Source organism: Drouetiella sp. (genome assembly GCF_059504425.1).
Map to the genome: position 1 here is coordinate 28240 of NZ_JCACIN010000111.1, position 13504 is coordinate 41743.

Sequence of the window (13504 nt, forward strand, 5' to 3'; positions counted from 1 at the left end):
CCCCCTTGCCCAGTTCGGATTTCCACCCTACCAATTCTTAGCGCTCTCGCCCTTAGAGTGCTAAATTTCAAACATTGGAGAACTATGAGCGAAAAAATATGTCCAAAATTATTGTGTTCAACGAAGAAGCGCGTCAGTCACTAGAGCGAGGTGTAAATGCCCTAGCTGACGCAGTGCGGATTACGCTAGGACCCAAAGGACGTAACGTAGTGCTGGAAGCCAAGTACGGAGCGCCCCAAATCATTAATGATGGCGTAACGATCGCCAAAGAAATTGAGCTAGAAGACCCCCTGGAGAACACAGGAGCAAGGCTGATTCAGGAAGTAGCCTCCAAAACCAAAGATTTGGCGGGTGACGGTACGACCACTGCAACCGTGCTGGCACAAGCCATGATTCGCGAAGGGCTGAAGAACGTGGCGGCGGGCACCAATCCGGTGAACCTGCGCCGGGGCATTGAGAAAGCCGTTATTGTCATCCTGGACGAAATTGCCAGAGTGGCTAAGCCTGTGGAAGGCAACGCGATCGCCCAGGTCGCTGCCGTAGCGGCGGGTAGCGACCCGGAAGTGGGAGCAATGGTGGCTGAAGCCATGGCAAAAGTCGGCAAAGATGGCGTGATTACGGTGGAAGAGTCGAAGTCGCTCTACACCGAAATGGAGCTGGTGGAAGGGATGCAGTTCGATCGCGGCTATGTCTCCCCCTACTTTGTTACCGACACCGATCGCATGACCTGCGAACTAGAAAATCCGCTGATTTTGCTGACGAGCGAAAAGATCAGCAGCATTCAGGATTTGCTGCCTGTGCTCGAAAAAGTGGCTCGCTCCAGCCAGCCCCTCCTGCTGATTCCTGAAGATATCGAGGGCGAAGCTCTGGCAACGCTGGTGGTGAATCGTCTGCGCGGCGTACTAAACGTTGCTGCTGTCAAAGCCCCCTCCTTCGGCGAACGTCGCAAAGCCTTCATGGAAGACATTGCCGTGCTGACAGGCGGTCAGGTGATTTCTCAAGAGATTGGCTTGAGCCTAGATGCCGTCACCCTAGAAATGTTGGGCAATGCGCGCAAAATCTCAATTACCAAAGACACAACGACGATCGTTGCCGAAGCACCCGATAAAGCAGCACTTGAAAAGCGGATTGCCCAGATCCGCAAGGAGCTGGCTGAAACCGATTCAGAATATGACACCGAAAAGCTGCAAGAGCGCTTGGCGCGTCTCGTGGGCGGCGTTGCCGTGATCAAAGTGGGAGCAGCAACCGAGACTGAGCTGAAGGATCGCAAGCTTCGCCTTGAAGACGCTCTGAACGCTACCAAAGCTGCGGTTGCTGAAGGCATCGTTCCGGGTGGCGGCGCGACCTTGCTGCATCTGGCGCAAAAGGTGCAGGAAATCAAGCCTAGCCTCAATGCCGAGGAGCAGATTGGCGTAGATATCGTCACTCGCGCTCTAGAAGCACCCCTGCGGCAGATTGCCGACAACGCCGGAGCAGAGGGCGCGGTCGTCGTTGAAAAAGTCAAGGTTTTGGACTTCAACTTTGGCTACAACGCTTTAACGGGTGTCTATGAGGACATGATTGCTGCCGGGATCATCGATCCTGCGAAAGTGGTGCGATCGGCTCTTCAGGATGCTGCGTCGATCGCCGCCATGGTGATCACAACTGAGGTGCTGGTGGTCGAAAAGCCTGAGAAGAACGCTCCTGGCGGCGGTGCGCCTGACATGGGTGGCATGGGTGGCATGGGCGGCATGGGTGGCATGGGCGGCATGGGCGGCATGGGTGGTATGGGCGGCATGATGGGCATGTAATCCCTGGGTCACGAGCCACAAAACGAACTAGCCAAAGCGAAGCGGATGGGTCACTGACCCATCCGCTTCAAACGTATATTTCAGATTTAGTAATCAGATTTAGTAATGGGTATATCAGCGCAGTCTTTTCTACAATCCCTACTTTTGCCGCTCTAGCTCAGCTTTCATGCGCTCCAGCGTCAGGTTAGTTTGGTCAAACATTTGCTGCATTGAGACTCCAAACTGGTTGAGCTGCGTCTTAAGCTGCTCAATGCTCATCTGCGCCATAAAGTCTTCAGACAGCTCCGCCCGCTTCATGAAGATGCGGTAGCGCTCCATCACAGACTCCATCTGCTCAATGTAGAGCTTTTTGCCAGCCCGATCGAACTTGCCATAACCTGACCCCAGTTGCATCATAGACTGGTAGTCTTCAAATAATTTCTTAGCTTCTTGCTGAACTACTTCTGAGTCAAAGAATCCCATCGTTCCTGAGTCCGCGAATTGATATCCACACGTAGTCACATTCTAATCCAGGGCGTTCTGAGTCGGGCGATCGGGTATCTCTACAAAGTGAGTAGAAAAAGTACGGGAGAGGGGAATGGGTGGATGGGTGGATGGGTGGATGACATTTCCCCTACCCCATTCACTCCATCCCCATCCACTCCTCATCCACCTCCTCACCCATCCACCCCTTTCCCCAACCACCCCTCACCCATGCAACCCGATCGCCTTCAGCAACAGATGCAGTTCATTGTAGAAATCGATCGCCTCAAGCAAATCTTGCGGCAGTCGCTCATCACAGGCGGGTCGCGGCGAGAAAATAGCGCCGAGCATTCCTGGCATCTGGCGATTATGGCATCGGTGCTGGCAGAATATGCGCTGCCGGGAGCTGATCTGCTGCGCACGCTGCAAATGCTGCTGATTCACGATTTGGTAGAAATCGACGCGGGTGACACCTTTTGCTATGACCTTCAGGCCAATCAGGACAAAGCCGATCGCGAACTTCAGGCGGCAGAGCGAATTTTTGGGCTATTGCCGGATGACCTGGGGCGAGAAATGCGATCGCTCTGGGACGAATTTGAGCTACGGGAAACCCCCTCGGCAAAGTTTGCGGCGGCTCTCGATCGCATCGAACCCATGTTGCTCAACCAACAAACCCAGGGCGGCACCTGGAAACTGCATGGCATCACGAGCGATCGCGTGTTGCAGCGGATGCAGCCTGTCGCGGAGGGCACGCCGGAGCTGTGGAGTTTTGTGGAAGAGGCGATCGAGGATTGTGTGGTTGCGGGGTATTTAGCTCCCCAACCCTCCAAAGAGTTTTCTGTTTGACACTCGGAGTTTCTTGTTTGCAGGGCGATCGTTGCACTTCCAAGCTCGGAGTTTTCTGTTTGCAGGGCGGTTACTGCGGTTCTGAACTCAAAACTTGCTGCTTGGAAGGCGATCGCTCTCTCTTGAGTCTGAATTTAGCCACGTTTTGGGTCAGCGATCGCAAACTCAATGATCTTTTCCATCGGCAGTTCGATCGCAGTAATAGTCATGTCAGGTTTACTCCTAATGCTTCAAGCTGCTTGCTCTCTTGCAAATTGGAGGCGGGGGCTGCACCCCCGCCTCCAATCCAAAAATCCTAATTTGCGAGAGGTCTAATAGATTTGAATCACGGCTGTTAACGAGCCAGCACCCAAAATACGGTGAAGAATTTTTTGATGGTTTGTACGATGCCAGTAGCTCTAAGAGCCGAAACTAAAGGCTTACCTAACGGGCGAAGTTTTTGAAGTGCTGAGTATTTTGATACTGCTAATCTCAGCTTAAGCAACAGCCGATCGAACCCAGAAATGGGTTGCTCTAGCTCAGACGCGGGGGGAGGTACAGGCAGGACAGGCTGCGCGGCTATCTGTAAAGCCAGCAGAGCAGATTCGATCGCCTCACTCCTACAATCAGTTTTGAGATCGGGCAAGTAATTAATCCAACGACCTGTTGCTGGATCTCTAAAACTCTCGAAAGGACTCGCTTTGAGAGGCTTGTTGCAGAGCTTGGGCGAACCAGGCTGGGTTAACTCAGGTTTGGCTAGCTCAGGTTTGGTTAGCTCAGGTTTAATTAACTCAGGCTTGGCTAACTCAGGTCTGTAATCTAAGAGCTGAGCAGAAACAGGGAATTTGCTAAGGTTAGTCATGAACAACATCTCTAATTGCAGGGATCAGTTGACTGGTCTTGCATAAATCAGTAGATGCAGTATGGACAGAAGGAAAGGTAGTGCGGAGGGGTGCAAGCTGAACTGCACAGGCTTTCAATTCAGGCTCTAGTGAGTCAGGACAGGCTTCTGGATGCATCAAGGCATTGACCTCTGCCTGATCTGCCCAAAGCGCACCCCAATGAATGGGCAGAAAAACGGTTCCAGGGGCGATCGCTCTCGTCACCACAGCCGGACAGTAGACAAACCCTCGACGTGAGCGGATCTCGACTAAACTCTTATCTTCAATGCCGAGCTTCTGGGCATCTCGCGGATGGATCTCCACGAAAGGATCAGGGTGCATTTGGCGAATCTTCTCTATTCTGCCTGTGCGAGCCTGAGTATGCCAATGTCCATATAGCCGACCCGTTGTCAGCACTAGCGGATATTGGTCATCAGGCGGTTCGGCAAGACCTTTGGAATGGTAGGCTCCGAAGCGGGCGCGCCCGTCAGGGGTAAGGAAATGGCGATCGGTATAAAGGCGCTGGGTGGGTTCGCCGTCCACAGGACAAGGCCACTGCGTCGGCCCATTTTCCTGAAGGTAGGCATGGCTGAGCGCCGTCTGATCACAAAAGCGATCGCGCGTCAGCTGAATAAACTCGCTGCGCACGTCCTCCGAAGACGAGAACTGGAACTGCTCGGCAAATCCCAGACGGCGACCCACCTCAGCAAAAATTTCCCAGTCTCCCCTAGCTTCGCCCATAGGACTACGGAAAGCAGGGCAATAGGTAACAGTACGCTCAGAATTAGTCATGGTTCCTGCTTTCTCACTCCACTGAGTGGCAGGCAGCAAAATATGGGCATAGGCAGCGGTTTCCGAAGGGTAGTAAGCGTCTTGATAGACCGTCAGAGGCGATCGCCGCAACGCTTTTTTAGTGCGCTCCAAGTCTGGCATACTGACTGCCGGATTGGTTGCTGCAATCCAAAGAAATTCTACGGCCCCAGATTCTAATCCTGTGATCATCTCCCATGCCGATCGCCCAGGGTAAGGAGAAATACGGTCATTGGGCAAATGCCAAAACTGCTCAACTTCGGCTCTGTGCTGCGGATTTTTGACCGATCGGTATCCTGGCAGCAAATGAGACAAGCCACCTGCTTCCCGTCCGCCCATAGCATTGGGCTGTCCGGTGAGGGAAAAAGGCCCTGAGCCGGGTCTGCCGATCGTTCCGGTCATCAGGTGCAGGTTGATGATCGATCGCACTTTTGCTGTGCCTTCGCTGGACTGATTGATGCCCATTGACCAGAGCGAAAGAATTTGCTGCGCCTCTTGCCAGTAGCGAGCTGCTGCCTCCACGTCTTCCGGCTGGACACCGCAGAGGTGGGCGACTCGCTGAGGCGGGTAATGCTCCAGCACCTTGGCGTACTCTGCAAAACCAGTAGTGCATTCATCGATAAAGGGCACATCGATCGCTCCCCATTTCAGCAGCAGATGCCCGATGCCGTTGAGCAGATCAATATCGCTGCCCGGATGGATAGCAAGATGCAAATCGGCAACATCCGCCGTTGGCGTAGCGCGCGGATCAACCACAATCATCTTGACGTGAGGATTTTGCTTGTGGTGCTTGCGAAGGCGGTTAAAGGCGATCGGGTGACATTCCGCCATATTTGCGCCAATGATGAAGGCACAGTCGGTCAGCTCCAGATCGTCATAGCAGCAGGGTGGCCCATCTGAACCCAAGCTCTGCACGTAGCCTGCCACCGCCGAAGACATGCATAGGCGCGAGTTGGCATCAAAATTATTGGTGCCCAAACAGCCTTTTATCAGCTTTTGAGCAACATAGTAATCCTCAGTCTGAAACTGACCAGAGCCATACATACAGAGGGCATCTGCTCCGCTAGTATGGCGCACCTTCTGCATGTGATTGACGATCCGATCGAGCACCTCATCCCAGCTTGCGACCCGAAACTCGTCATCTAGGGAGTCGCGCACCATAGGATAAAGCAGACGATCGCAGTTCAGCGGCTCCGCTACCGTCGCTCCCTTGACGCACACCATGCCTTGACTGGAGGGATGGGTGCGATCGCCTCGGACTTTCCATTTCTCAACCTTTTGACCCTGGCTCAAACTGGGATTTTTAGAGGTGCCAGACGCACAATCCTCTACAGGCAAAACTTCTAAACCACAGCCAACACCACAGTAAGGGCAAAGGGTTTTGATGGGGGCAGTCATTGGCTTTTCAGAGAGATGAAGGACGGGGAAATCAGGAGCGAAGCTGCAAAAATGGCTCAGCTCAGCCTATTCATCGTCATCATGGGCATAGCGGCGATAGAGATAATCCAGCGCATAGTTACGCAGCTCGTAGTAGCGAGGATCTTCCATCACCTGGGTTCGGTTGCGAGGGCGGTGGAAAGGAATGTCTATGATTTCGCCAATTTTTGCCGCAGGGCCATTGGTCATCATGACAATGCGATCGGCTAAAAACAGCGCTTCGTCAATGTCGTGAGTAATCATCAGCACAGTACAGCGGTGATCCTGCCAAATTTTCAGCAGTTCCTCTTGCAGCTCCTCTTTTGTGATGGCATCTAGCGCCCCAAACGGCTCGTCCATAATCAGCACTTCAGGCCGGATAGACAGGGCACGAGCGATCGCCACTCGCTGCTTCATACCGCCCGACAGCTGCGCCGGACGCTTGGTCGCCGCCTCAGTCAATCCCACCATTTCCAGATGCTCCCACACCTGAGCCGCCCGTTCTGCCTTGGGCTTGTCTGGGAAAGCTGCCTTGACCGCCAGATCGACATTTTCGTAGGCGGTTTTCCAGGGCAGCAAACAGTAGTTTTGAAACACCACCATCCGATCAGGCCCCGGCTGGGTGATGAGGCGATCGCCCACTCGCACTTCCCCGGTAGTCGGCGTTGCGAACCCAGACACCATATTGAGCAGCGTCGTTTTGCCGCAGCCCGAATGCCCAATCAGGCAAATGAATTCCCCTTCCTGAATCTCCAGATCAACGCCATCCAGAACGGTGTAAGGGCCCCTAGGCGTTGGATAAACCTTGGAGACATTTTTGATGCTCAAAAACGATCCAGTTTCGAGCTTAGGAGAACCACTTGAAGTTTTGCTATCAAGGATTTGCATAGGTTGCGTGGGGTCAGAGAGATTAGCAGACATGAGCAGATTAAAAATTCACAAGTGGAAGACAAAAATTCCTAGAGTCCTAAGCCACCTTCAGCTTCTCAGAGATAGCGGCATCTAGCGGAATTTCCACAACACGATAGTCGTGGCGAATATCAAAGCTTTCGATATAGCTGATGGGGTCATCTGGGTCAAACATCACGCCGTCAAATAGAGCAAAAGGCTGACGAGACGGTTCGCTCCTAGGCAGCTCTAGTTGCTTCGTAGCCTCCCAAAACAGATCCAGTCGGCGGACTCGTTCGATCACCTCAATCCAGTTTTTGGGGAAAGGCGTGATACCCCAGCGCGCGAACTGAGTGAGAATCCACAGCGCCTCGCTCCGACTAGGAAAGTTGGCGTTATCGACAAAGAACTGGTTGAACCGCAGCATTTGCTGAGGCGGTTGGTCAGTGCCAAACTGGTAGGGATCGATGAAGCCAGGGCGGGTAAAAACTGGGTCAGTTCCTAAATATTCAGGGCGGCAGAGCAATTCTAAAACCTCTTCTCGGTTGCGGCGATCGTCGCAATATTCGCAAGCTTCAATCAACGCCTTGACGAGCGCAATATGGGTCTTGGGATATTTTTCTGACCAGTCTTCCCGGATGCCCAGCACCTTTTCTGGATGACCTGCCCATAGATCCATATCCGTTTGGATGACAAAGCCTGTGCCTTCATGTACTGAGTAAGAATTCCAAGGTTCCCCAGAACAGTAGCCATCAATATTGCCCGCCTTCAAGTTTGCCGCCATTTGGGGGGGCGGGATCATTTTGAGGCTGACATCGCGATCGGGATCGATACCGCCTGAAGCCAGCCAGTGCCGCAATAGCAGGTTGTGCATCGACGTGGGGTGCACCATGCCCAGCACATGATTTTTATCGTGGGTCTGATACAGCACCGTTTTCAGGTCGGCAAGCGATCGCACGCCTTGGTCATAGAGGCTCTTGCTGAGGGTAATCGCATTACCGTTACGGCTTACCACCATTGCCGTAATCATGGGGACGGGTGTTTTGTCCCCTGCCCCTAGAGTCAGCGCCAGCGGCATCCCGGCAACCATTTGGGCTGCATCCAGGCGATCGGACACCACGCCTTCCATGACTGACTTCCAGCTGGGTTCTCGCACTAAATTGACTTGCTCTAAACCATGCTTATTGAAAAAGCCCTTTTCCTGCGCCACAATCAGCGGGGCGCAGTCGGTGAGTGGAATAAAGCCAATGTTCAAGTTGATTTTCTCTAGCCCGTTCGCAGCAATGACTGCGGGTGCTGCCTTGACCCGTTTGGATACCCGCTTTTGCTGGTTGAGAAAATAGACAATCTCATTACGCATCGCGTAATAAGTGGGGTGATTCACAACCTCTAACCGACGGCGCGGACGCGGGATATCCACCTCCAAGATCTGACCGATATGGGCTTCGGGACCAGTGGTCAGCATGACGACGCGATCGGACAGCAGCAGCGCCTCATCCACATCATGGGTTACCATGACCGCCGTGACTTCATTTTCCTGGCAAATCTGCATCAGCTTTTCCTGCATGTTGCCCCGCGTCAGGGCATCTAGCGCCCCAAAGGGTTCATCTAGCAGCAATAGCTTGGGGCGCAGGGCTAAACCTCTGGCAATCGCCACCCGCTGCTTCATGCCACCCGACAGCTCATGGGGAAACTTGTCGGCAGCAGGGCGCAGATTCACAATGTCAATGTGATGTTCAATAATCTCATGCCGCTCCTGCTTCGGGAGATGCTTCAGAGCCGCATCGACGGCCAAAGCGATGTTTTGCCGCACCGTTCGCCAAGGCAGCAGCGAATAGTTCTGAAAGATCACCATGCGATCGGGTCCTGGCTGAGTCACTTCCTTGCCCTCCAGAACCACCCCTCCTGAAGAGGCGCGATCAAGACCTGCAATGATGTTGAGCAATGTAGACTTACCGCAGCCCGAGTGACCAATCAGGGAGACAAATTCGCCCTTCTGAATCTTCAGGTCAATATTTCTAATCGCCACATATTCACCGCCACCTGGGAGAGAAAAGATGCGATCGACGCTATCGATTTCAACGAATGCAGGAGTAGACATAGAAGAGAAAATGAATGAAGGGCGTAGGTTCCGTCTGTGGTTTTGTCTGCTTTGCGAGGACAAAGCTTTGCTGACTATCTCTGCTCGCCGGGAGCCACTAAACGACCGACCCAAGCCACAATCTTGTCGAGCAGCAGTCCCACCAGACCCACAACGACGATCGCCAAAATGATTTGACTTGTGCTGTTGTCGTTACCTGCGTTGTAGGCATCCCAGATAAAGAATCCGATGCCGCCATCTGCTTTCAACATCTCGGCAGCAACGATGGCAAGCCAAGATAAACCGATACCAATCCGCAGACCTGAGAACACATAAGGAACCGTTGCAGGCACCAAAATGTTCATCACATATTCTGGCAGAGAGAGCTGCAAAACCCGCGCTACGTTTTTGTAGTCACTGGGAATCTGCTGCACGCCCAGCGCCGTGTTGATGATGATTGGCCAGACCGCCGTGATAAAGATGACGTAGATAGCAGCACGATCGTTGTTTTGAAAAAACAGCAGCGCCAGAGGCATCCAGGCAAGGGGAGGAACCGTCCTCAAGACCTGAATAATTGGGTCAAGACCCTTGCGAACAAAGGGAACTCCTCCCACTACGGCACCCACGGCAACGCCCACAATGGCGGCAAGTGCATAACCCATTAATACCCGCTGAAGGCTAATCAGAATCTGCCACCCCAACCCTTTGTCTGTTCCCCCATTATCAAAAAATGGGTTGGTCAGATAAGGATCAAACGTTTGAGCAATCACTTTGATGGGGCTAGGCAATGCCGAGTCATCGCTGAAACAAAGTAATTGCCAGACGGTCAGCAACACTCCGACGAACAGCGCCGGGGGGAAAATAGCCTGCCAGATCTTGCCAAATGCCACCGAGGTCTTGGAGGCAGGACTGGGTCGAGAAAGAGCTGTCGTCATGAATCAAACTTCCTGGTGTTGGCTTGTGTAAGGAGCTTGCGAAGGTGACTTGTGAAGTCAAATCGTTTCTCTAGGCTACGGTCTTCATTTCAACGCAATGGTCTTTAAAGCTACGGTCTTCAAAGTAGGGACATGGCATTGTCATGTCCCTACATGAACTCTTAAATCTTTTTGATCTTGAGTTCCTTTAAATAGTCTGCGGGTTTCTCGAAATCAAACTTGGTGCCGTCAAAGAAACTCTCGACTCCTCGCGTATCTTTTGCGGGAATTGCCGCAGACTGACCAATCGCCTTAGCCGCATCCTTCCAAATATCCTCGCGGTTAACGGCATCCACCAGCTTCTTGACATCGGTATCAGCAGGCAGTTTGCCCCAGCGCATGTTTTCCGTTACAAACCAGGTGTCATGACTCTTGAAGGGGAAGGATGCCGACTCGCGCCAGAACTTCATTAGCAAGTCGCTCTTTTCTAGAGTGCGCCCGTCGCCGAAGTCAAAGTTGCCTTTCGATCGCTCCAAAATATCTTTGACCGGAGCTTTGACGTACTTATCCTTTGAGAGAATTTCGCACATCTCCTGCTTGTTGGCATCGTCATCACACCAAATCTGTGCCTCTTGGATCGCCATCACTAGCGCTTGGGTCGCCTTTGGGTTCTTGTCTACCCAGTCCGCCCGCATTGTGAAAGCCTTCTCAGGATGCCCCTTCCAAATCTCACCTGTTGTCACTGCCGTGTAGCCCAGCTTTTTGCTCACCAGACGACCGGGCCAAGGCTCGCCGACGCAGAAAGCATCCATGGTCTTCGATTCCATGTTGGCGACCATCTGCGGAGGCGGAATTACTACAATGTCTACATCCGTTTCAGGGTTAATGCCGCCAGCCGCTAGCCAGTAGCGCGTCCACAGATCATGGTTACCGCCTGGAAAAGTGACAGCCGCCTTGAACTTTTGACCCGCAGCTTTACGCTGCTCAATCACTGGTTTTAGCAGCGAGCTGTCGGCACCCACCTTCAGAGCCTTGAACTCGTTGGAGAGAGAAATGCCCTGTCCGTCAGTGTTGAGCCGTGCCAAAACGTACATCGGCAAGGGCTTATTGTTTTTGGTCTTACCTGAAGCAAACTGGTAAGGCATGGGCGACAGAATATGTGCTCCATCAATACCGCCATTGGCTGAGCCTAGCTCTAGGTTGTCGCGGGTAACAGCCCAGGAGGTTTGCTTGCCCACAGAAACGTCGGTCATACCATACTTGGCAAAATAGCCTTTCTCTAGCGCAACCACCAAAGGTGCACAGTCGGTCAGGGCAATAAATCCCAGCTTTGCCGTTGCGGTTTCAGGCACAGCGCCATTAGAAACTGGGCTAGGAGAAGCACCCGCCGCAGCGCTGGGGCTAGCAGAAGTATTGGTTGTGGTGGAAGTGCAGCCGTGAATAAAGGCTGTTGCCGCAGTTGCAGCGCCAGCAGTTGCTAGAAAATTGCGTCTGGTCAGTTTTGACATGAATAATTTACCGCTTCCAAGTTCAATAGTGTGTTGCGCGAGGCTCGACTTGGGCAATCAGGGAACCTATGCCTGAGTCGAGCAGGGGGAGAATGTGAGAATGCCTATCGTTCAAAAACGGTGTTAGAACCGTCAAGAACTTCAGCTTTTGCTGTGAGCACCAAACTGCTCAATCAGCAAATTTTTGAGCACAGGCTTCAGGTCATCGCAGGGAATTCCTTTTTGTGCGCAGGTGCCAAGATGGGCATCTTTGCCTACCTTGCCACCCATGAACAAATCAACGCCTTCAGCCGTTTGACCCTCTTTGCGAACTTTTGTCCCCATTAAACCAATATCGGCAACCTGGGGCTGTCCGCAAGAGTTAGGACACCCTGTCCAGTGAATGCGTACCGGGCGAGTCAGCTCTACTTCAGATTCCAACTCTCGGATCAGGGCGAGCGCCCGATTCTTGGTTTCAATCAAAGCAAAGTTGCAGAACTGTGAACCCGTACAGGACACTAGCGATCGCATTAGGGGAGTCGGGGCGATCGAAAACTTTTCTAGAATCGGCTCCTGCAGCAACGCCTCCAATCGAGAATCTGGAACGTTAGCAATTACCAGATTTTGCTCAACCGTCAGGCGCATCTCACCATCGCCGTAAACTTCCGCCAGTCGAGCTAGCTCAAACATATCGTCGGCAAACAGACGACCTACAGGAATGTGGAGTCCCACATAGCTCAGCCCAGCTTGCTTTTGAGGAAACACACCAATGTGATCGCGCTTGTCCCAGTCCATCTCGTCTTTATCGGCAGCGGTTGCCAGAGGAATACCGATCCGCTGCTCGACCTCGGCGCGAAATTTCTCTAGACCCCACTCGTCAATCAGCCACATCAGGCGAGATTTTTGGCGGTTGGCGCGCAGACCGTGATCTCGGTACACTTCCAAAATGGCGCGGCAGAGAGCCACCACCGCTTCAGGAGCCACCCAGACATTCATTGGAATTGCCGCTTCGCAGCGCTTGGCTGAGAAGAATCCACCCACTAAAACATTGAAGCCAAACTGCTGATCTTTGAAAGCAGGCACGAAAGCAATGTCGTTGATTTCGGCATGAATGGAGTTGTCTCGCCCCCCCTCGATCGCAATATTAAATTTTCGGGGCAGGTTAGAAAACTCCGGGTTGCCTTCGCCACCGCTGGTAATCATATCCTGCACCTGTCGAGCCAACTGACGCACATCCATCATCTCATCGGCATCCAGTCCGGCGATCGGCGAGGTTGTGATATTGCGAACATTATCCATACCCGACTGAATGCTGGTCATCTCGACTGCCTTCAGGCGACGGAAGATGTCGGGCACATCCTCAATCCGGATGCCCCGGAGCTGGAGGTTTTGGCGCGTCGTGATATCGGCGTTGCCATCTTCCCCATAGCGCTGGACAATTTCTGCCAGAACCCGCATTTGCTGCGCCGTCAGAAGCCCTGCGGGTAGCCGCAATCGCATCATGAACTTTCCGGGAGTGACAGGGCGAAAGAATATGCCCAACCACTTCAGGCGATGATCGCGATCGATCTCATCCATGATTTCCCAGCCGACTTGAGCAAAATGCTCAAGCTCTTGCCTCACTTCCAGTCCATCCTTCTCGACTTTGAGCTTTTCAAACTTATTAAGGCTGGCAGCTTGGTTAGCTATCACACTAGTCACGGCGGTTGTTCTCCTGGTCTGGCACGGCGATCGCACGTCTTGATCCGATTTGTTGTTAGGTTAAAGATATTCAAGACTTGAGTTCGTAGCGATAGTTACAAAAAACTAAGCTGTATACTTTTTGTGCATATTCGCCATACAAGAACTGCATTTATACAGAACTTCCGTTTGTAAGCAATAGATTTAAATTCGCGTACTGAGCTGACAAACTATTAGTTCCAACCCTTAATTTCCAAGACTCTAAATTAAG

11 protein-coding genes are annotated in these 13504 nt (G+C 52.6%); 3 read left to right on the forward strand and 8 right to left on the reverse strand.

Features of this window, described 5'->3' with window-relative positions; genetic code table 11:
- The first annotated feature begins 98 nt into the window (after positions 1 to 98).
- Positions 99 to 1790, forward strand: coding sequence for a chaperonin GroEL (groL, locus tag AC5JMP_RS24960; RefSeq protein ID WP_495854210.1), 1692 nt, complete (start codon positions 99 to 101; stop codon positions 1788 to 1790).
- A gap of 138 nt (positions 1791 to 1928) precedes the next feature.
- On the opposite strand, the gene AC5JMP_RS24965 is transcribed toward groL, so the two are convergent.
- On the reverse strand, positions 1929 to 2252 hold the full coding sequence (locus AC5JMP_RS24965; RefSeq protein ID WP_495854211.1) for a DUF1825 family protein: 324 nt from the start codon (positions 2250 to 2252) through the stop codon (positions 1929 to 1931).
- Positions 2253 to 2483: 231 nt separating this feature from the next.
- Between AC5JMP_RS24965 and AC5JMP_RS24970 the strand changes: the two genes are divergently transcribed.
- Both AC5JMP_RS24970 and AC5JMP_RS24975 read left to right on the forward strand, forming a co-directional pair.
- On the forward strand, positions 2484 to 3098 hold the full coding sequence (locus tag AC5JMP_RS24970) for an HD domain-containing protein (RefSeq protein ID WP_495854295.1): 615 nt from the start codon (positions 2484 to 2486) through the stop codon (positions 3096 to 3098).
- Entirely contained in the window at positions 3095 to 3397 is a 303-nt protein-coding gene (locus AC5JMP_RS24975) for a hypothetical protein (protein ID WP_495854212.1), read from the forward strand. The genes AC5JMP_RS24970 and AC5JMP_RS24975 overlap by 4 nt, the downstream gene beginning before the upstream one ends.
- 35 nt (positions 3398 to 3432) lie before the next feature.
- Here the strand turns inward: AC5JMP_RS24975 and AC5JMP_RS24980 are convergent, their stop codons facing one another.
- The 7 genes from AC5JMP_RS24980 to AC5JMP_RS25010 all read right to left on the reverse strand — a co-directional run bounded on the left by AC5JMP_RS24980 (position 3433) and on the right by AC5JMP_RS25010 (position 13254).
- The gene (locus AC5JMP_RS24980; protein ID WP_495854213.1) at positions 3433 to 3939 is read right to left on the reverse strand and encodes a hypothetical protein; all 507 of its coding nucleotides are present in this window, start codon (positions 3937 to 3939) and stop codon (positions 3433 to 3435) included.
- Positions 3932 to 6166, reverse strand: a complete 2235-nt coding sequence (locus AC5JMP_RS24985; protein WP_495854214.1) for a molybdopterin oxidoreductase family protein — start codon at positions 6164 to 6166, stop codon at positions 3932 to 3934. The genes AC5JMP_RS24980 and AC5JMP_RS24985 overlap by 8 nt, the downstream gene beginning before the upstream one ends.
- A 66-nt stretch (positions 6167 to 6232) precedes the next feature.
- On the reverse strand, positions 6233 to 7072 hold the full coding sequence (locus tag AC5JMP_RS24990; protein WP_495854215.1) for an ABC transporter ATP-binding protein: 840 nt from the start codon (positions 7070 to 7072) through the stop codon (positions 6233 to 6235).
- A 79-nt stretch (positions 7073 to 7151) separates the two neighbouring features.
- Positions 7152 to 9173 (reverse strand): ABC transporter ATP-binding/substrate-binding protein, encoded by a 2022-nt coding sequence (locus AC5JMP_RS24995; protein WP_495854216.1) that lies wholly within the window; start codon positions 9171 to 9173, stop codon positions 7152 to 7154.
- A gap of 74 nt (positions 9174 to 9247) precedes the next feature.
- Complete coding sequence (gene ntrB, locus AC5JMP_RS25000; RefSeq protein ID WP_495854217.1) at positions 9248 to 10087, reverse strand: nitrate ABC transporter permease; 840 nt, start codon at positions 10085 to 10087, stop codon at positions 9248 to 9250.
- Between the two features lie 161 nt (positions 10088 to 10248).
- Positions 10249 to 11574, reverse strand: a complete 1326-nt coding sequence (locus AC5JMP_RS25005; protein WP_495854218.1) for a CmpA/NrtA family ABC transporter substrate-binding protein — start codon at positions 11572 to 11574, stop codon at positions 10249 to 10251.
- 141 nt (positions 11575 to 11715) lie between these two features.
- Positions 11716 to 13254: a ferredoxin--nitrite reductase gene (locus AC5JMP_RS25010; protein ID WP_495854219.1), complete on the reverse strand. Its 1539-nt coding sequence runs from the start codon at positions 13252 to 13254 to the stop codon at positions 11716 to 11718.
- Between the last annotated feature and the right edge of the window lie 250 nt (positions 13255 to 13504).